Origin of the sequence: Spartinivicinus marinus, from assembly GCF_026309355.1 — a bacterium.
GTDB classification, from domain to species: Bacteria; Pseudomonadota; Gammaproteobacteria; order Pseudomonadales; family Zooshikellaceae; genus Spartinivicinus; species Spartinivicinus marinus.
The window spans coordinates 3729699-3747389 of record NZ_JAPJZK010000001.1 but is presented as its reverse complement, the minus strand read 5'-3'; the positions used below and the strand labels follow the sequence as shown (position 1 = coordinate 3747389).

At 39.5% G+C, this 17691-nt stretch carries 23 protein-coding genes; 5 read left to right on the top strand and 18 right to left on the bottom strand.

The features are described from left to right. Nucleotides 1–4: 4 nt before the first annotated feature. Entirely contained in the window at nucleotides 5–1258 is a 1254-nt protein-coding gene (locus tag OQE68_RS16915) for a tyrosine-type recombinase/integrase (protein ID WP_180571437.1), read from the top strand. A gap of 67 nt (nucleotides 1259–1325) precedes the next feature. Here OQE68_RS16915 and OQE68_RS16910 read toward each other — a convergent pair whose 3' ends face one another. After that, nucleotides 1326–1823: a DUF4234 domain-containing protein gene (locus OQE68_RS16910; RefSeq protein ID WP_180571438.1), complete on the bottom strand. Its 498-nt coding sequence runs from the start codon at nucleotides 1821–1823 to the stop codon at nucleotides 1326–1328. 577 nt (nucleotides 1824–2400) lie between these two features. Then, nucleotides 2401–2673 (bottom strand): RNA-binding regulator, encoded by a 273-nt coding sequence (gene rbp, locus OQE68_RS16905; RefSeq protein ID WP_180570253.1) that lies wholly within the window; start codon nucleotides 2671–2673, stop codon nucleotides 2401–2403. Nucleotides 2674–3190: 517 nt separating this feature from the next. On the opposite strand from rbp, the gene OQE68_RS16900 reads away from it, so the two are divergent. Together OQE68_RS16900 and OQE68_RS16895 are read left to right on the top strand one after the other, a co-directional pair. Further along, on the top strand, nucleotides 3191–3376 hold the full coding sequence (locus tag OQE68_RS16900) for a hypothetical protein (protein WP_180571439.1): 186 nt from the start codon (nucleotides 3191–3193) through the stop codon (nucleotides 3374–3376). A 36-nt stretch (nucleotides 3377–3412) separates the two neighbouring features. Next, nucleotides 3413–4951 carry an anti-phage dCTP deaminase gene (locus tag OQE68_RS16895; protein WP_180571440.1) on the top strand — a complete coding sequence of 513 codons (1539 nt, stop codon included), beginning with the start codon at nucleotides 3413–3415 and terminating at the stop codon, nucleotides 4949–4951. Here the strand turns inward: OQE68_RS16895 and OQE68_RS16890 are convergent. The 16 genes from OQE68_RS16890 to OQE68_RS16815 form a co-directional block, all read right to left on the bottom strand. Next, nucleotides 4948–6114 (bottom strand): Arm DNA-binding domain-containing protein, encoded by a 1167-nt coding sequence (locus OQE68_RS16890; protein ID WP_180571441.1) that lies wholly within the window; start codon nucleotides 6112–6114, stop codon nucleotides 4948–4950. The two genes, OQE68_RS16895 and OQE68_RS16890, sit on opposite strands and share 4 nt — an antisense overlap. Further along, nucleotides 6114–6308 (bottom strand): excisionase family protein, encoded by a 195-nt coding sequence (gene xisR / locus OQE68_RS16885; RefSeq protein WP_163832212.1) that lies wholly within the window; start codon nucleotides 6306–6308, stop codon nucleotides 6114–6116. The genes OQE68_RS16890 and xisR overlap by 1 nt, the downstream gene beginning before the upstream one ends. Before the next feature lie 10 nt (nucleotides 6309–6318). Continuing rightward, nucleotides 6319–6624: a carbon storage regulator gene (locus OQE68_RS16880; protein WP_266195732.1), complete on the bottom strand. Its 306-nt coding sequence runs from the start codon at nucleotides 6622–6624 to the stop codon at nucleotides 6319–6321. A gap of 9 nt (nucleotides 6625–6633) precedes the next feature. Next, on the bottom strand, nucleotides 6634–6867 hold the full coding sequence (locus OQE68_RS16875; protein ID WP_180572262.1) for a hypothetical protein: 234 nt from the start codon (nucleotides 6865–6867) through the stop codon (nucleotides 6634–6636). Beyond that, on the bottom strand, nucleotides 6857–8482 hold the full coding sequence (locus OQE68_RS16870; protein ID WP_266195731.1) for a DEAD/DEAH box helicase: 1626 nt from the start codon (nucleotides 8480–8482) through the stop codon (nucleotides 6857–6859). The genes OQE68_RS16875 and OQE68_RS16870 overlap by 11 nt, the downstream gene beginning before the upstream one ends. After that, complete coding sequence (locus tag OQE68_RS16865; protein WP_266195730.1) at nucleotides 8479–9519, bottom strand: hypothetical protein; 1041 nt, start codon at nucleotides 9517–9519, stop codon at nucleotides 8479–8481. The genes OQE68_RS16870 and OQE68_RS16865 overlap by 4 nt, the downstream gene beginning before the upstream one ends. 194 nt (nucleotides 9520–9713) lie before the next feature. Beyond that, complete coding sequence (locus OQE68_RS16860; protein ID WP_180571960.1) at nucleotides 9714–9935, bottom strand: hypothetical protein; 222 nt, start codon at nucleotides 9933–9935, stop codon at nucleotides 9714–9716. A gap of 53 nt (nucleotides 9936–9988) precedes the next feature. Next, complete coding sequence (locus OQE68_RS16855; protein WP_180571959.1) at nucleotides 9989–10609, bottom strand: DUF669 domain-containing protein; 621 nt, start codon at nucleotides 10607–10609, stop codon at nucleotides 9989–9991. Nucleotides 10610–10620: 11 nt separating this feature from the next. After that, nucleotides 10621–11373, bottom strand: a complete 753-nt coding sequence (locus OQE68_RS16850) for an ATP-binding protein (RefSeq protein ID WP_266195729.1) — start codon at nucleotides 11371–11373, stop codon at nucleotides 10621–10623. A gap of 2 nt (nucleotides 11374–11375) precedes the next feature. Continuing rightward, on the bottom strand, nucleotides 11376–11792 hold the full coding sequence (locus tag OQE68_RS16845; protein ID WP_180572310.1) for a DUF7173 family protein: 417 nt from the start codon (nucleotides 11790–11792) through the stop codon (nucleotides 11376–11378). Between the two features lie 36 nt (nucleotides 11793–11828). Further along, nucleotides 11829–12143, bottom strand: coding sequence for a hypothetical protein (locus OQE68_RS16840; RefSeq protein ID WP_266195728.1), 315 nt, complete (start codon nucleotides 12141–12143; stop codon nucleotides 11829–11831). A gap of 87 nt (nucleotides 12144–12230) precedes the next feature. Continuing rightward, nucleotides 12231–12353, bottom strand: a complete 123-nt coding sequence (locus OQE68_RS16835; RefSeq protein ID WP_255491111.1) for a hypothetical protein — start codon at nucleotides 12351–12353, stop codon at nucleotides 12231–12233. 77 nt (nucleotides 12354–12430) lie between these two features. Beyond that, nucleotides 12431–12640: a hypothetical protein gene (locus OQE68_RS16830; RefSeq protein ID WP_266195727.1), complete on the bottom strand. Its 210-nt coding sequence runs from the start codon at nucleotides 12638–12640 to the stop codon at nucleotides 12431–12433. After that, nucleotides 12637–13557: a recombination-associated protein RdgC gene (locus OQE68_RS16825; RefSeq protein WP_266195726.1), complete on the bottom strand. Its 921-nt coding sequence runs from the start codon at nucleotides 13555–13557 to the stop codon at nucleotides 12637–12639. The genes OQE68_RS16830 and OQE68_RS16825 overlap by 4 nt, the downstream gene beginning before the upstream one ends. A gap of 11 nt (nucleotides 13558–13568) precedes the next feature. Next, a complete protein-coding gene (locus tag OQE68_RS16820) occupies nucleotides 13569–13955 on the bottom strand; it encodes a helix-turn-helix transcriptional regulator (protein ID WP_266195725.1) in 387 nt (128 codons plus the stop codon). A 141-nt stretch (nucleotides 13956–14096) separates the two neighbouring features. Next, nucleotides 14097–14534 (bottom strand): helix-turn-helix domain-containing protein, encoded by a 438-nt coding sequence (locus OQE68_RS16815; RefSeq protein ID WP_180572111.1) that lies wholly within the window; start codon nucleotides 14532–14534, stop codon nucleotides 14097–14099. Between the two features lie 358 nt (nucleotides 14535–14892). Here OQE68_RS16815 and OQE68_RS16810 point away from each other — a divergent pair, with 358 nt between their 5' ends. Next, nucleotides 14893–15234, top strand: a complete 342-nt coding sequence (locus OQE68_RS16810) for a hypothetical protein (RefSeq protein WP_180571752.1) — start codon at nucleotides 14893–14895, stop codon at nucleotides 15232–15234. A gap of 105 nt (nucleotides 15235–15339) precedes the next feature. Continuing rightward, entirely contained in the window at nucleotides 15340–17601 is a 2262-nt protein-coding gene (locus OQE68_RS16805; RefSeq protein WP_180571753.1) for a PriCT-2 domain-containing protein, read from the top strand. Nucleotides 17602–17691 lie beyond the last annotated feature (90 nt).

Here is a 17691-nt window from a genome sequence, read left to right as displayed (position 1 = left end):
TACTATGAATGACATCGAAGAAATCATCAAAAATATCGAAGTTCCATCAGGACTGGAGCTTCGAGTTCTTAAATCTACCGTCAGTTGCAGGATTTATTTTTCATACAAAGGAGTCAAATGCCGCGAAACTATTTCCTGTAGAAAAATTCCTAAGATTGAAACACCAACTCATAAGAAACATTTTGCCAGCGATATCAAGAAAGATATTGCCTATGCTGACAGTAAGCGAGGGTCAATAATATACGAAATTCAGCGTCGAACATTTAAATACTCCAACCACTTTCCTGACTCAAAGCGATGCACCCTATTCGGTGAAACATACCATGACAGTGTTACTGTAGGAGACTTGCTGGAAGAGTACTTGCAAAAAGTTGATAAGCTTAAGGAGAGAAGTACAGCTCGAAATTACAAGAAAGCTATTACAGGTCAACTTATGCCCTACTTCCGTGATACGCCAGTTCAGGAGCTAAAGCCAAAACACATAAGGGAATGGATGTATAACAAAAGCTTGTCATGTAAACGCAAAACAATTGTTAACAACCTAATCCCCCTTAAGCAAATACTTAAGCAGGCAGTAGCAGATAAAGTCATTCTCCGAAGTCCCCTAGATGACATCGATATTGACCAGGAGATAGTCAAGGAGGCCAGAGAGAGTGAGTATGAATGCGACCCATTCAATATTCAGGAAATTGAGCAAATCTTATCCCATATGGATGGCCAGGTTAGAAATATTTTTACAACAGCCTTCTTTACTGGCATGCGTACGAGCGAACTGATTGGGCTTACTTGGGAAAAAGTACACTTTAGAGAAGGCTATATTCTGGTAGACCAGGCTAAAGTTGATGGTGTTATGAAAGGCACCAAAACTGGCAAGAAAGGCATCCGCAAGGTGATCATGTTAGAACCTGTGGTCAAAGCTCTGGAGGACCAGGCTAACTACACTCTTAACCAAGATGCCTTTGTATTCCACCACCCTACCCAAAATAAGCCATGGGCAAATGATAAGCAGTTAAGGATGACAGGCTGGATGCCAGCTATTAAAAGGTCAGGTGTGCGATATAGAAACCCTTACCAAACCAGGCATAGCTATGCTTGTCTTATGATTGCTCAAAATGAAAACCTATTCTGGCTTGCTGGACAGCTTGGTCACCGGGGTATAGAAATGCTCAACAGGCACTATGGCGCATTTATTGAGCAAAGTGGAGAAAGGTATCGGCCAAAGCAGGGGTTCGCAGGTGTTACAGCAAAATTATTTTAACACTTTAGATATTAATAAATAAAAACCCAGCCATAATTAGCTGGGTTTAGAAAAGTTTGCTTTAAGACTACTGGCTATCATCGATTACTTGGTTAATTTTATATTGCAGATAAATAGAGGTGAAAAAGAAGGTTAATATTCCACCTATCCAGTATTTACTACCTTTAGCTATATTTCCAACTTCATGCAATCTATTCCTTATTGCATATATCCACACTAACCCCAATATGGTTGCAGCAACAGTCATTACGAGAGACACCAGGTCCACAGCAGGATCAACTGTCTCTCCAACAGCACCCACATAAAAACTAAGCAAGGTATTTACTATAAATAAGGAAATTACTGTATTTGACAACCATGGCGCTATTTTTCTGTCGCAAATTCTATTTATAACTACTGTACGTTTATACATCCAAATATAATAGTAAATACCAAATGTAATAACGGATAACAAAAACACCCACCAAGCACTAAACCTTGGTAACTGAGAGAAGTCACCAATTTTGGTAGAACTGGTTTCTAAATCTGCATTTGGAACTGCGTATGGGGTTTGATCAACACTCATAAAAGAACTCCAGGTTATAACTAGCCAGATTGAAAGAACTATCGTGCTAAGTAAGATGGAGCGAAATACTAACAACTGTTTAAAATTTAATCAACGCGTAACACAAAATTTAACCGACCTTTTTGCCCTATAGTTGTTATTATAATGGGTAGGGATTGATATAAACTTTAATGAATTCAATAGGTCAGTACAGGTCTGAATGCTATAAGAAGGAGAAATTGCCTGCCCCAGATTTCACCCAAATGTTACAGTCATGCTCTAAATAACTTTATAGAATAACAACTTGCATTTTTATTGCATCAGGTTCAATTCCCGCCGCCTCCACCACTTTTACACTTCTCAAAATCTCATAAAGTCTTTAAATATCAAGCACTTACCATCTCACCCAAAAGTCTTACCGGGTGAGATTTTGTGTGTGCTTGGGGACCAAATTCACACGAAATTCACACGAGAAATACACTCAACCAATAACTAGCTAGAGTAAAAGCTTGGATTTATATGCAAGAAAAGAATAGAGCTATCTCCGAAAGCAAAAAGCTTAAAGCTTTTCACTCCCAGGGGATTACGTTAAAAGGTATTAATACCTTCTACGTTGAGGACGACTATTAGTTTTAGGCTGCGCTTGATTAACTTTGATATTACGACCTTGCAAAGAACTTCCGTTCATTCCTTTGATGGCTGCATCCGCTTCAGAGTTATTCTCCATTTCAACAAAACCAAACCCTTTAGACTGACCTGAGTCACGATCAGTAATAAGGTCCACAGTCGCTACAGTACCATAAGCTGAAAAAGCTTCTTTCAAATCATCGGCTGTTACACTATAAGACAGGTTGCCAACGTACATTTTCATAGATGTCTCTCTTTTTAACGTGTGTTGATAGAAAGTACTCTACCAGCAACCAACCACACAAATTGCTTGATAGAGAATATCTATTGTAGACTGGTTCATGGAACAACAAAGTATTGCAGCTGAATGACTTTGGATAAGAGAAGCTAGCGGTATGTTCGCTAGTTCGTATCAAGACAGGAGTCGCAAATGAACATAGTCAAAGGCCAAGAGTAACAGGTTTTAGCCAGAATAGCTTTCTTCTAATTTTTTCGTCATCTCCCTCCTCTAACAAACTGACCAAACACTAGACTAAGTTTATGTACACACAAAAAAAAGATCAAATAAAAGCCAACCTTACAAAAACTTGTTGATAGTATGAAGTTCAGTTATTTTTACAATATACAGTCAATGTAGTGCAACTCAGTGCTAAGATATGTACAAAGTACCGATGTTAGATGCTTCCAGTACACATCGGTATAAATTTTGATTACAAAAGCAAGGATGCCTATTCCTTCAGGCGGTAAGTGAGGGCTATGAAATGATTATTGACTTCGTTAAATACAAAAATAAAAAAGTCGCAAAGGAAGTTGAAAGTCAAAAACAAAATTCTGATACCTTTATCCCTTCAGAACCCATAACTAAAAATGGGTCACTCCTAGAAGACCCAAACTATGCTGAGTCTTTTCAAACGTTACTGAATAAAGCAAACAAGTTAGACTGGTAAAAACTTATTTAGCCATAAGCCATGGATGGTTTATAAATGGAACAAGCTAAAATAAGCTCAGAAATCGTAACAGAGAAAAAGTCAAAAACACCATACGAACAAATAGGTGAACGATTTTCTAAGGAAATTATTATTGCACTCTGTGGTGCAATAGGCTCAGGAGTTAAAGAGGCTGATGAGACTTTAGAGCGTACTTTACAAAAAAATCATGAGTATGAAACCCAAAGGATAAAGCTGAGCGATCTTATTCGCCAGTACGCCCCAAGTAAAGCTAACCTTGAAAAATTAGATGGTTTTGAGTATTACGATAAACTACAAGATGCTGGTGACCAACTTCGAAAAACTAAAGGAAATCACTTTTTAGCAGAGCTAGCAATCGGTAATATTGCAATAATCAGGCAAGATAACAATAAAAATCCAAATGAACATAGGGTTGCTTACATTATCAACCAAATTAAAAATCCTGATGAAATTGATCTCTTAAGACTTGTATACCCTAACAATTTTTATTTGATCGGTATCATAAGAACAGAGGCTGATAGAAAAAGAGCTTTAGAAGATTCTGGAATTAAAGACTCAAATGATATTAACAAATTAATCAACAAAGACAAACTACAAAAGGAATCATATAGCCAACGAATTGTTGACTGTATTTATAAGTCCGACTTTATAATTGATAATACAAACAATAATACTGTCGTAGAAAATCTTATTCACCGTTTTTTAGCCTTAGTTCATGGAAAAAATAATATAACTCCTACTTTAGATGAAGTTGGAATGCATGAAGCCTACAGCGCATCATTAAACTCATCATGCTTATCTAGGCAAGTTGGAGCAGCAATTATGGATAGTGATGGTAATATAGTATCACATGGGTTTAACGATGTTCCAAAATTCAATGGAGGATTATATTCATCATATTTTCATGACCAACAAGAAGACAATCGATGCTTTAACTACCGAAACAAAATTTGTCACAATGACCAACACAAACAAAATATAAAAAAAGATATCAGCAAAATAATTAAGAAAGAATTTGAGTTAGATGATGACAGATCGAATTCAATTGCAGAAAAAATATATAAAGAATCAAAACTGAAAGATTTAACTGAGTTTTCAAGAGCAGTACATGCTGAAATGGCTGCAATAGTCCATATTTCTCGAAGCTTAAATAAAACAGCACAAAACTCATCTCTATACTGCACAACTTATCCTTGTCATTCTTGTGCAAGACATATTGTATGTGCAGGTATTAAAGAGGTAATTTATCTGGAGCCTTATGAAAAAAGCTTAGCCTCCAAACTTCATGCAGACTCTATAATTTGCTCTTCTGAGAGCCATAGTAATAAAGTTATTTTTCGGTCTTTTAGTGGTGTATCCCCAAGAAGATATTTTGCTTTTTTTTCTATGAAAGGAAATAGGAAAGATGAAGTAACTGGAAAATTTAAAGAAATTGACCTACGAAATGCTTCTCAAGTTGAAAAGCAATTCTTAGATGGTTATACAGACTATGAGAATAAAGTTTTGAAACACCTGGAAGACGTACACAATATAAAGCCTAAAATCAAAAATTAGCAAAACTCTCTCCAATCATGATTAGGCTCATAAGAACTTTGCGCTCCAGCTTCCTCAATAAACTTGCCATAATGTCTATTGATCATCTCAATACCCTGATGCCCCATTTGGCTAGCAATCCAGAATAGATTTTCATTCCTGGCAATCATCAAGCAAGCAAAGGTGTGTCTAGTCTGATAGGGATTGCGATACCGTAGCCTTGTACTTTTAATTGCAGGCATCCACGCCCGCTTTCTTATTTGCTGATCATCATCCCATGATTGATTAGTCCTTGGGTTATGGAAAACGTATTCACCCTCCCCTGTATACGTCAGTTGATCTGTAAGAGCTTGCAATGCTGGAGGAAATAAAACTATCTCCCTCTCCCCTTTTTCACCTGTTTTGGTGCCCTTCATCTGCCTTTCTACTTTAGCTTGATCAATCAGCACTTTTCCTCTAGGCAAATCCACCTTATTCCAAGTTAAACCAATTAGCTCGCTAGTACGAACACCTGTAAAAAAGGCAAATTTATATGCATTGTGTACCTGCCCTTCCATGGCCTTTAACAGTATTTCAATTTCAGTCGGTGTAAATGGATCAATTTTATAGTCACTTCTCCTAGCCTCTTTATGAACCACATCATCAAGCGAGATAGAATCCATAGGTGACTTAGCGATAATCCCATCTACAACAGCCAGCCGAAGCACTTTAACCAAAGGAATAAGATGGTTAGCAATTGTCTTGCGTTTACAGTCCTTTGACTTAATCCACTGACGAATACGCTTAGGCGTTAGCTCAGTAGCTAATATATCACCAAACTCCGGCAGTAGTTGCCCTTCTATCGAGCGACGGTAACGAAGCTCAGTTGAGGGTTCAACTGTACGGGATAAATCAGCCGTATACTCATTAAGCAATTCAGCTACAGTGATATTTTCACGAGTGTGTTCACCAAATAATTTACATTTAGGTGACTCTGGAAAATATTCACTGTACTTAAATAAACCTCTATTTATTTTGCTAACGATTTCTGACCTCAGCGATTCAGCATACTTAATATTGGCCTTATTTGGCTTAAGCCTAAGCGTCTCACGACACTGAACACCACGATAAGAAAAGGCAACTTGAATAGACTCTGTTCGGTTATTTTGCCGAATACTGATACCCACAGGCAATTTACTACTCACTAGTGCCTCCTAGGTTCACTTTTTTGAGCCCACTTTTCTACTGCCTCAAGGTTTACCCAAACTCGCCCATCACTACAGGTTCGATACTCACGATCACGTAAAAAAACACCTTTCTTTTGTTTATTGGCGAATGCATCCCGTGTATCACCAGATAATTCTAAATATCTATTTAGCTTAACCCACTTAAGTTGCATTTCATTCTCCTTAAGCAACATTTAATGAATTTTTAGGCTTAACTTTTTTCTTCCTTGCTTCCAGCTCACTTCGTAATATTTTAATCTCTCTCGGTGCATCAAAATAGAAACGCACCTGACCACCAATAAGACGAATAAAAAACGTAATGTCATCATCTAATTTTTGATAAAGCTCGTAAGGTACCTCTTTGATAGCTAATTGTTTATACATTACGACACCGATCCGAGCCGATTTTCGATTAAACCCACCCAGTGAAATTCTGATATCGTTACCAATATTTATGGATTGTCCGTATTTTCGCGTGAGTGCTAGCATAGTGATTCCTTAATGGTTAACCGGTACAACAGGTATATTGTTGAGGGTGTAGGGTGGTTTACATTTGCCGTTAGTCTTGGTTAGTAAATTTTTCCTCAGCTTTTCATATTGTTTAACGTCTAATTGTATTCTCTCAGGCTTTCGTCCATCTGCCTTGGCTAGCTTGTAATAGTTAATATACTTCCTCATTCTCTCAACAACCTTTCTATTTTCTCTGGATAAATGCATCTGGTTAATTTCCATAAGCCATCTCCTTTATTGTCTCGGGTAGAAACTCATAATTAATTATTTTTTTATATTTGCCTTCCGGTTTAACCTGAATAGCCGAAGGGGTTTTGACTTTATTATTATTTAAATACTCTAAGGCACTATCACAATTATTCGGGCAGGGTGGTTGATACCCGACCCGTTGTACCCACCAGGTTAATGCCCGATGTTTCGGAAAACCGGTATGCTCAAAGCAAACCCATTCATCAAAAAACTCTGTACCACATTGATAAGTGACTTTGACCGAATTATTTGAAAACGCCTTGCTATGCAGTTGATAAAACACGGCTTCCACTGGATACCATTCGGCCTGCTGCATGGCAGATAAGACGGCTTTATTGCTGGCTGTCGCTTTGTGAGGGGCTTGAGGTGGAAAAATATACCCACAATCAGGGCACTCTGATGCAAAACATGGAATAAATAACTGACATTTAGGGCATTCCTTAACAGGCATTTCGCCCGGCTCTTTTTTCTTGCCTGCATTCCTAACTTTGATTTGATCAATTGGCCCATGGCGTTCAACATTGCCACCATAATCCAATACCAGGCAGTTAGCCTTGCCGGTTTCGGGGGATATTCTCAGACCTCGACCCAGTACCTGGACATAAAGCCCAGCGGACTTAGTGGAGCGCAATAACGCAATTAGGTCGGTTCTGGGTGCATCAAAGCCGGTGGTAAGCACACCCTGACTAATTAAGCAGCGTATACTGCCTTCTTGAAAACACCTGATCAAACTAGAACGATGCTTAATCGGGGTTTTACCGTGTACTAGACCCACGGTAATTCCTCGTTTTTTTAACTTGTCTTCTATTTCCAAGCAGTGATTAACCGATACCCCAAAGATCAACCAGCTTTTTCGGTCTGCGCCTAACTCAATAATTTCAGCCAAGGCTTTATCAGTTAAGTCATCTTTATTAACCGCCTTTTCCATATCCTTAGTGGCATAGTCGCCATTCTGGGTCCGTACGCCTGTAAGGTCTATCTTCTGTCGTCCGCCTTTGGTAACCAAGGGAGATAAATAGCCATCATCAATTAATTGCTGAATATCAGTTTCATAGACAATCTCATCGAATAAGGCATTGTCACCTTGAGTCAGCAAGCCAGATTTCATTCGATACGGTGTCGCTGAGAACCCAATGACTTTAATATTGGGATTCATCTTTGTTGCATCGGCAAAAAACTGGCTGTACATGGTGGTGTCTTTGGCGGCATTAATTAAGTGGCATTCATCGACAATAATTAAATTGAATGGTCCTAAATCAAATGCTTTGGAATACACCGATTGAATACCAGCAAATAACACACTGGTATCAGTATCTTTACGTTTTAAACTGGCTGAGTAGACTCCCATATCAACTTCAGGGGCCAGGGTTTTTAGTTTGCTGTAATTCTGCTCCAGGATTTCTTTTACATGACTAAGAATTAAAATTCGCTGGTTAGGAAATTGGTTTAACACCAACTGACACCAAGCCGCTATCACCACCGACTTACCACCACCAGTGGAGATACAAATTAATGGGTTCCCAGTGGCACGATGAAAGTATTCAATTAATGCCTGAATCGCTTCCTGCTGATAAGGTCGAAGTTTCATGCCACCACCTTGGCATCAAAGTATTCTCGAATAGCCTCAACGTTTTTATCTTTTAATAGTGATAAGTCAGAAACGGCTCTTAATTCACTACTCTTGTAGTGTTGAGGTGCTTCACCCGTGGTAATAATTTCGCCAGTGGCTTTGATGACAAACTGATACCAGTAATCGCCACTGTCCAACACCTCTGCCCAGGGATACAACAGGTGAGGGTTAAACATATGACTCTGGCAGCCCCAGCGTTGTTGGTCATCAGTGGGGTTAAGTTGGTAACGTTCACATAGCCATTGACCATTTTCCACTGGGGTAGAATGCATACAGGTACGGCAGTTAACAGGCGGTAATTTCCCTTGATGGCAAACGGCTTGGTGATCACAAAACTTGCACTTAAAAAAGCTTGGGTCTTCGGTAAGCTTGTTTGGTGGTGCCGTTGAAAAAATTACATGACAGGCTTTATCAATAGCTTCTCTGGCATGGGGTTTATCATACTCAACCCGTTCACCATAAAGCTCGTCAGTGTTTTTATTGACGGCAATATAAAAGGCTCGCTCAAACCCGCCAAGATGCATATACACTTGCATTTGGGTGTAATGCTGGGGTTTGGATTCTTTTACTTTTTTCTTTTCTAACTCCTTAAAAGACTTCTCGCTATGGGTTTTCATCTCTACGACATGCGGTGTCTTTGGTGCTTCTGGAAAACCTTGACCAATCCCATCCATACTGCCACCAAAGTGGCCATCGCAAGCAACCACTCTAAATTGGTGGCCGGTCTTTGGGTCGACGGTATGAATTTGTACGCCAATAGCTCTAAGATTTTCAGCAAAGCGTGCTTCGGCTAATTGACCAGTTTCAAATAACCGGAGTACTTGGCCTGAATGATTACTAGGGGTACACCAATGGAAGTCATACCACAGCGCCCGTTGGCATTCTTTACCAATGATGGAAGCGCCTAAGTGCGCCCGAAAACCACTATCGGCATTTTGTTCATAATGTTTGTAAATGGCATTAACTGTTGTATTGCTGGCGTCAGGAATATGCATGTATTCACTCCCGGTAACCGAGTGTTGAAAGTGTCGTTTTTAATAAAATTAGTTATGGCAGTTGCAGTAAACTTTTTTCGTCCATAGCAGTCTTAGTAAATGGGTGTATAGTTACCCCTGCGTACCTTGGCATTGCTTCGTTGTTGTACTTTATGACCCAAGCCCGCGTTTACGAAGCAATGCTTTTTTAGTGCCTATTGTTCTGCTTGTTTAATTTCTTTCTCTGTTTTATCAATGGCATCTAGATAGGTTTGAATGTCTTCTGTGATAAGAACAACAGCTATCTCAGGGTTTCCATCACCATCCATTAACTTCAATTCTATTTTTCTTGTTTTTTGAGTCATCATATGTTGCAAAATGTCTTGTAGTTGGGTCTCCATATAAGTATCAATATTTGCTGTTAATAATGATTCCATTTTTGCTTCCTTATTATTGATTAAGTAATTTCCCACCCGCAGGTGGAACTTAATTAAACGGCTATTTTTGCTGCTTGCTCAGACGATGGCGTATTAAATACCGGCTGACCATTTGGACCACCAATATTCATGGGTTGTTGTTGAGGCTGAGCCGCTGGTTGTTGTATTGGCGCTTGGTTTATTTGTGGTTGTGCAGGTGGCTGCTGTTGCATCCCTTGTGGCGGCATAGTAGGCACAGCCGTTTGTTGGTAACTGCCCGGTGATGCCGGTTGTTGCATACCAAACTGATAAGCGGCAAAATGCTTAATAATATTTTTATCGCCATACTCCTTATCTTTTTTTATCCCTAAAGTTAACACACAGGGTTTCTGCAATAACTGATCTGTATCCTGCGCGTCAGGAATACCAATCGCATGGGCAATAGCCGACAGTCGTTGACGGCCTAGCTTTTCTGCCATGGTATTTTGATGGGTAATATTCACTGCATCAAAAATATTACGATTAGCAAACTCGCCTTCAGTAATCAGCCATTTACAGTTAATAAATTGGCCTGTATTTTTGGAGTTGGTTTTAATATCAGCTTCTACCAGCATTGCGATATAATCACCTGCAGGTAATACCTCAAATCCGGCATTAGGATCGTATTCACCTGTGTTAAATCCAAAACTTGCCATGGTTACTCTCCTTATACAGAGGGTTGTGGGTTAAGTGCATTGGTAAATGCCTCCCATGAAAGGGGCATTTTTTCGGGTAAATTAAAACGGTTTTTAGCGATATAAGCGGGTTTTTCGACGGTATGAATCAGCCGTTGCCCAGTAGAAATGCCTCGGGCTTTTTCTTTACCAAAGCCGACATCCGCTTTATTAATGTTGACTTGGTAATTACAGAACAAGACACAGTCCACCGATTCTTGAACCAAGCCACTGGCCTTGTCATTTAACTTAATTTGGTAGCGGTCATAGGAATCAGTTTCAGGGCTATCAAAGCGTTTAATATGGGTATGAGCGGTTAAAATATAAATCATGCCTTTTTGATTACGTAAGGCATCCAGCCAACCTAATATTTCACGCCAATAACGTAAGGCTTCCATATAGCCTTTTCCATAGCCAAAGTCTTCGATACTGTCTTTATTACATTGCTGAGCCGTATGCGACCAAATTAAGGGTTCTAAATGATCCAGTGAATCAAGCACCACGGTCTGAAAATTATGTTCCTCATTGTATAAAGCTGCTAACGCCTGTATTACATCAAAATAGCTTGTGAGCAATGGAAAGGAATTTAGCTCTAATTGACCGGCTCCATCTTCGGTAAATAAAAAGATAGGATTAGGCGCACCAGCAGCAAAGGTAGTTTTACCAATACCATGAGTCCCATAAATCAATATCCGTGGGGCCTTAATCCCGTTGGTTTTTGATATGCTGGCTAATGAAATGGCCATGGTTATTGCTCCACGCGTTCGACGCTGACGCTGGTTCTGGCAGGGGTGGAAATCACTGCATGAGCCGCTACATTGTAGGTTTTACTATCGGTTTTCATTAACTCCTTGAAAGCGGTAGTATTCACCTCATATTTCACCCGAAACAGGTTATTAAATAAGGTGGGGTTTATGGATTGCGCGACATCAGCTAATTTATTGACATCCACTTTGCGATTAACTTTAGCGTTAGTTTTTAGCTTGAAGTAATGAGTGGATTTACTGCAAGTACCTTCAGGTTTACGGCCAACTAATTCAATCAGTTTATCTTCAATAGCACGACGACTTTTTATCGCTTCTGTTTCTTGTTGTTTAGCAAACTCCCATTGATTAGCTAATTCATCGATCATATTAACGGGTTGTGGTTGTTGGATTGCATGCATGGTTTAACTCCTTGGGTTGCTCGGGTAATTAATGATTTATTCTTCTGCTATCCATTGATCAAAGCGGGCCTGATCGATAATGACGATTTTCGTTCTATCTTTTGCGTAATAAATTATCTTTTGCTGTTGGTTCCACTCAGTCACGAACTTGATGAGTTCTTCTCGACCAATAACCTTGGAACCCGGTTTGAGTCGTATAAAATCAATTTCACAGTCAAGTATTTCCGCTATGGGCAAGCCTTCCCATCGTTTTTCAAGTGCGGGATAGGCATACCACGGTGGTTCCTTACCTTCTGACTTATATTTTTCGATTAGCTGTTTTGCATTACCATCAAAGAACTTGGCTAACATGCTGAATCTTGCTAGCACTGGCACAAATAACTTAGTCAGGCAATCCTCAGCTTTTACTTGTTCTAGCTTTTTTAACCTCTCTTTAAGCTATTTTTCGTTTTGCTTTTTCAAGCATTTCACACAGTGAGTAGACTTTTTGGTTTTAATTTCCTCACCGCATGCACAATAGCGTTGAATATTATTAGTGATCAGTTGATGCATTAATGTCATGTCCTTCTCCTTTTTTCAGGCAATAAGGTGCCGTGGCTCTACAATTGAGCGTTTTTAAATTCAGCTATTTATTCGGTTTAGAACCCGGCAGGTTCTCTTAGTAATCTATGTTTCGTTTTATCGAGTTGATAACGTAATCGTATTCTTAGGCTGTTGTTAATCTTTAATAATTCGTGGTACTCCCTGGAGATTTTCTCCCACATAATTTCGGCTTCAGTTTTTTTCCTTCTTAATGCTTGGTTTGCTTTTAGCTCTCGTTCGGGTAATCGGGTAGCCATGGGTTTCATGCCGCTTTCTCTTCAGGTGCTTTTTCCTCAACCAATCCACCAAACGCCTTAATTAAGGTGTTAATAATTTCACTGATGGTTTGTTGAGTGACAAAAGCATTAACCCGGAGGTAATGAAGTTTGTCTTCTTCCTCGTCTGAATTTATATGAGATTCGGTGTAAGCATCATCAATTTTGAGTCGTTTAATTTGCATGTGTTCAGTGATATCAAAAGTGTAATGCATGCTTTCAAGCGTTAATTGCTTGACTTGACGTGATTGACAAAGCTCGATTATTTCTTCGTTTTGTAAGTCTTCTTTACGACAGTTAATAGCACCACCATCATGGTTGGTTATTTTGGCACTGTCACCTAACCAAAATGCAGAAAAATCTAAAGCCTCTTGAAATATCCAAGCCGTCATCTTGGCGCTAGGTTCATCTCTTGTCACCATTAGCTCACTAGAAAAACCACTCACTACTTGCCTAATAGCGCTCAACACATAATCAAGCACTGTATTATTACAGCTACCCACCACTAACCAACCGTTTTGTGTATCAATATAAGCATCAATGGTTTTATAAAGGCTAAAAGCACGCGGGAGTAATTCAATACGGACAGCCTCTTTTATTTGATCTTTTTCTTGCTTAGATAAGGGCTTACCGTTTTTTTCTTCGGCTTCTACAATACGTTTTTGGGCATGATGTTCAATCACGGTTTTAGGCAATATTTTTTCTTCGATTTTGTAACGGAATAAAACCAAGTGATCACCCATTAAAACAAAGTCATTGTCAGCAACTGGCGTAAAGCCATGGCTTAATTCCTGAGTTTTACCACAAGGCTGAAACGCATATTGTTGTAACCCACCCATTATTTTTTCCACTACCATATCTGAGTGGACTTTAAGTCTATAAATTGTTGCTTCCTTTATTGATGCCATTGTGTGGCTCCTTATACATATAATGTTGTTAAGTCATCATTCCGTCGAACAGGTCGTTGAGTAATGCGTACCTGGCGCGGTTGATTCGGGTCGTCGTCTTGGGCCAGGAGTGGTACTTCCGGTAGAGTAATCGCAGCTAATACCATCATTAGTGGGGTAACCACTTTTAGCCTAATTAACTCAGCTACTAAATGTGCCCGGTTGTGGGTCTGTAGCTTGTAATGTACAGTTTTTATTCGTTGCGTCACTGTGCCCGGTGAGACTTCACAATCGCGGGCGATCTGCTTGTCAGACTTACCCGCTAGGAGACCGAAGCAGTACAACGTTTCCCGTGGGGCAAGATGCGGATTGTTCAGGTTCGCTTGCCAGTGTCCTTCTGAGATTACGTTACCGTCCATTTTGTAACTCTCGCTAATGCTGTGTACTTAGTATTCTTAAGTAATCATTGATTACTTTCAAGTATAAAAAATTTACCATCAAGGGAGAGCTGATTAAAAATATCTATAAGGATAGGAGGGGAATGAGTTAAGGAGGGTTACTTACTTGGATGTATTATTAATTTCTTCACGCTCTTCAATAATATCAATAATTGATTTGAGCAGTTTCATATCGGACTGAGTGAGCTTATCCTCAAGTCCAAGCCGAGTAATATTAGTTGCAACATAACTTACATCTTCCATGATTCTATTACGGTCATAGTTCTCATTATCTACTTTGTCTGGGTGCTCTACTTTTATTCGTTCAGCCCATTGACCAGTAATTTCACTTTCATCTGATGATAGCCATTCTAAAGAGCAATTTAGGAGCTTACTAAGCTCTTTTAGCATTAATGGAGCTGGAGAGTTTCTACCAGTTTCCCATGCGGCAACAGCTGACTTTGTAACACCAAGCTTCTGCCCTAACTCTTCTTGTGTGAAAAGCCGGAACTTTCTAACCGATTTAATTCTATCTTTCAGCTCGCTTTTTTTCTCGCTCATATAGTAAGCGTACCATCTCTTTCAAAAGAAGTAGAAAGTAATCAAAAGAAAACTTTATCGTAACTATTGACTTACTTAGTAATCTTTGTGTATCTTGTAACTCATAGTAATAAAAAGCCGGAACCTCCCAAGAGAAGCCCGGCTAAACCCGAAACAACAAAGGAGATGGGGAGAGCTATCAAGCTAGCTCGGCTATTTAGCTCATCACATCCCTTGGTTGAGCAATAACTATATCTGAGTGGGGTTGGGATGTCACTACTCCCCAGTCAGAGATACGGAGTCAGTAGTACCGAATTGGAGTGTTGTAGGACAGGAATTGTACTTATTTAGATACCTAAACTTAAAAGGAAACTGACTGATGGTACCAGAAAAAAATTTTAGTGGCATGACTCCAAAAGAATTGGATGCTGAATTGAGTGCTGAAATCTGGCGGTTAAAATATATCAGGCAAAAAAGTAAAGTTTTACAAGAAATTAAAGAATATAAAGGCCCTTACTTTCACCCAGATACGGGGTATAAATTAGATGAATTTTCGCCTAAAGAACGTAAAGAGTGGTATCAATCTAAAATCGAGCAATTTAAGTACATGAAGTCCATGGATAAACTATCGAGAGTAAGAATGGCTGAAATGGATAATAGTGAGCATATGGATATATATCTAGAATGCAAAAAAAGAACGGCTAATCAGCCAAACAGTTGATAACCCCGTTAAGAGATAGATGCTTTATCACTAAGTCTTGATTAATTTCTAAATTCTTTTTTACATCGAAGTAATAAGTAAATGATGATATTAGGAGGTAGGGTAATGCAATTTACCTTATTGCCCGCCTCACATGAGGCTAAGGGCTGCCTGTGCTCGGAAAACTCCTGGCCAGACTTTTATAAGCACTATTTATCGAATCACCAAGTCAGACCGTTAAAAGAAGGTCCGTTATTTTGTCCGACTATTTTTAAAGACAATCACCGTTGTTTGGCGAATGCCATTAGCGCGCAGTTTATTGTTTTTGACTACGACAATAAAATAGGTAAAGAAAGGTCTAATTCACCAGCATTACCTGATGATGTCGCTTTTGAATTAGAGGGTTATGCCTGGGCGTGTTATTCCACTTATAGTCATCAAGACGACTGGCCGAAGTGGCGTTTAGTGATTCCATTAGACCGCCCGATTAAGCCTTTTGAATGGGAAGCCGTTTGGACTGGTGCTTTTTACACATTAGGTGGTGATTCAAATAATATCGATACCAGCTGTAAAGACATGAGCCGTGCGTTTTGGTTACCGGCTTGCCATCCTGAACGTAAAGACCAAGTCTTCACCGAATTTTATGAGGGGACTTTTATTAGTGTTGAAAAACTAATAGAAGCCTCTGGTCTTATTCCTAAAGCACCCGAGCCAGAAGCGCCAACCATTCCTAAAAATAGAGCATCGACTTTACCACTGGCAACGCTTCGGGATGTGTGCGATGCCTTGCAATACATTGACCCCACCCCTTATGAAGATTGGGTCAAAGTGGGCATGGCACTTTATAACTTAAATAATGATGAAACCGGTTTCAGTCTATGGCAGCAGTGGTCTAGTCAAGCCAGTAATTATGACGCTAAGGCTATAAAGGAGATGCCGGCTAAATGGAAAAGCTTTGGCAACCGACCCAATGAAATTCAGTTAGAAACACTTTTTTATAGAGCCAAAGAAAGTGGCTGGCCTGGTAATCAACAACCGGTCAAAAGTAACTTGGTGGATAACTTACTTAAAAAGCAACAGGAGCAATTAACCATTCCTGATGAGAAGATTTTTAAGCAAGAACACCATCAGCCCCAATTTCCTAGTCATTTATTAACTGTGGGGGGAATGTTGGGCTTGGTATCCGATTTAATCAATCGCACGGCTACCAAAGTACAACCGGTCTTTTCGTTATGTGCAGCCATTATGTTGGTGGGTTTACTGACTAATCGAAAGTTTTGCACACCCACAGGCTTACGACTGAATGAGTATATTGTGTGTCTGGGGCCAACGGGTTCAGGTAAAGATCATCCCCGTAAAGCCCTTAAAAAAATTCTGCATGATTTACAGCTAACCGATTACTTAGGTGGTGAACGGGTGGCGAGTGGTCAAGGCTTATTATCGCGCGTTAAAAACAATCCGAACGTATTATTTCCTATTGATGAAATGGGGCTGCTCCTTCAGTCGGTCATGCATACGAATGCTTCCAACCATGAAGCACAGATCATTACCAACTTAATGCAGTTGTATACCAGTGCAGCTTCTATCTTTATAGGTACAGAATACGCGGATCAAAAAAATAAGCCACGCCAGGATATTGAGTATCCCCATGTGTTTTTATATGGTTCTTCCGCCACTGAAGAATTCTGGCGAGCCTTAGAATCCAAAAATGTGTTGTCTGGATTTGTGAGTCGGATGTTAATCACCCAAACCAGCGATGAATATCCAGCCGATAATGAATTCCAACAAATCGACATTAAAGCACCAGAAGAATTAAAAGAATGGTGGAAAGAGGTCAGTAACTTATCTGGTGACGATGGTAATTTAGTGGGACTGTCACCAGACAAACCGATTCGCTTGTTATTTGATAAGCCCGCGAAAGAATTAGTGGACCACTATAACCGTGATATCATTCACTCAGCATTAAAACAAGGCAATGAAGTTGACCGTGCACTTTTTTCGCGTGCTTTTGAACATGTGAGTAAACTAGCTTCCATCAGAGCGCTCAGTAATAACCCTAAATCTAGATATATCCAATTAGATGATGTAAAGTGGGCAATGGACTTTGTGTCGTATAGTATTAATGTTACTCGATTTGCTGCCCAAAACCGAATGGCGGATAGTGAATATCAAAAGAACTACAACGAAATATTAGAAGCTTTTCGATGCGCAGGTAATAAAGGCATTACTGAACGCGAATTTAATCGCGGTGTCTTCTCTAAGTGGTCTAAAAAAGTCAGGATGGAAATCAGGGATACACTCATTGCGGCTGAGTTAATTAAGTATGGCCGTGTAGAAGGTATTGCTGGTCGCCCTCGTCATGCATTTGTTGCCATGCAAGCTGAATAATAACAATAAAGACAATTATGCCAATTAACGTGTCAAAACAAGTGGCTGAAAAATAAAGGGAAAATGGAGTTATGACAATTATGACAATTA

Bases quoted from the DNA above. Each gene is read 5' to 3' on its own strand.
- xisR (WP_163832212.1), bottom strand. From the start codon at position 6,308: ATGCAACTTAAGTGGGTTAAGCTAAATAGATATTTAGAATTATCTGGT.
- OQE68_RS16915 (WP_180571437.1), top strand. From the start codon at position 5: ATGAATGACATCGAAGAAATCATCAAAAATATCGAAGTTCCATCAGGA.
- OQE68_RS16820 (WP_266195725.1), bottom strand. From the start codon at position 13,955: ATGGACGGTAACGTAATCTCAGAAGGACACTGGCAAGCGAACCTGAAC.
- OQE68_RS16900 (WP_180571439.1), top strand. From the start codon at position 3,191: ATGATTATTGACTTCGTTAAATACAAAAATAAAAAAGTCGCAAAGGAA.
- OQE68_RS16910 (WP_180571438.1), bottom strand. From the start codon at position 1,823: ATGAGTGTTGATCAAACCCCATACGCAGTTCCAAATGCAGATTTAGAA.
- rbp (WP_180570253.1), bottom strand. From the start codon at position 2,673: ATGAAAATGTACGTTGGCAACCTGTCTTATAGTGTAACAGCCGATGAT.
- OQE68_RS16810 (WP_180571752.1), top strand. From the start codon at position 14,893: ATGGTACCAGAAAAAAATTTTAGTGGCATGACTCCAAAAGAATTGGAT.
- OQE68_RS16870 (WP_266195731.1), bottom strand. From the start codon at position 8,482: ATGAAACTTCGACCTTATCAGCAGGAAGCGATTCAGGCATTAATTGAA.
- OQE68_RS16825 (WP_266195726.1), bottom strand. From the start codon at position 13,557: ATGGCATCAATAAAGGAAGCAACAATTTATAGACTTAAAGTCCACTCA.
- OQE68_RS16895 (WP_180571440.1), top strand. From the start codon at position 3,413: ATGGAACAAGCTAAAATAAGCTCAGAAATCGTAACAGAGAAAAAGTCA.
- OQE68_RS16880 (WP_266195732.1), bottom strand. From the start codon at position 6,624: ATGCTAGCACTCACGCGAAAATACGGACAATCCATAAATATTGGTAAC.
- OQE68_RS16865 (WP_266195730.1), bottom strand. From the start codon at position 9,519: ATGCATATTCCTGACGCCAGCAATACAACAGTTAATGCCATTTACAAA.
- OQE68_RS16860 (WP_180571960.1), bottom strand. From the start codon at position 9,935: ATGGAATCATTATTAACAGCAAATATTGATACTTATATGGAGACCCAA.
- OQE68_RS16840 (WP_266195728.1), bottom strand. From the start codon at position 12,143: ATGTTAGCCAAGTTCTTTGATGGTAATGCAAAACAGCTAATCGAAAAA.
- OQE68_RS16805 (WP_180571753.1), top strand. From the start codon at position 15,340: ATGCAATTTACCTTATTGCCCGCCTCACATGAGGCTAAGGGCTGCCTG.
- OQE68_RS16855 (WP_180571959.1), bottom strand. From the start codon at position 10,609: ATGGCAAGTTTTGGATTTAACACAGGTGAATACGATCCTAATGCCGGA.
- OQE68_RS16850 (WP_266195729.1), bottom strand. From the start codon at position 11,373: ATGGCCATTTCATTAGCCAGCATATCAAAAACCAACGGGATTAAGGCC.
- OQE68_RS16845 (WP_180572310.1), bottom strand. From the start codon at position 11,792: ATGCATGCAATCCAACAACCACAACCCGTTAATATGATCGATGAATTA.
- OQE68_RS16835 (WP_255491111.1), bottom strand. From the start codon at position 12,353: ATGACATTAATGCATCAACTGATCACTAATAATATTCAACGCTATTGT.
- OQE68_RS16875 (WP_180572262.1), bottom strand. From the start codon at position 6,867: ATGGAAATTAACCAGATGCATTTATCCAGAGAAAATAGAAAGGTTGTT.
- OQE68_RS16815 (WP_180572111.1), bottom strand. From the start codon at position 14,534: ATGAGCGAGAAAAAAAGCGAGCTGAAAGATAGAATTAAATCGGTTAGA.
- OQE68_RS16830 (WP_266195727.1), bottom strand. From the start codon at position 12,640: ATGAAACCCATGGCTACCCGATTACCCGAACGAGAGCTAAAAGCAAAC.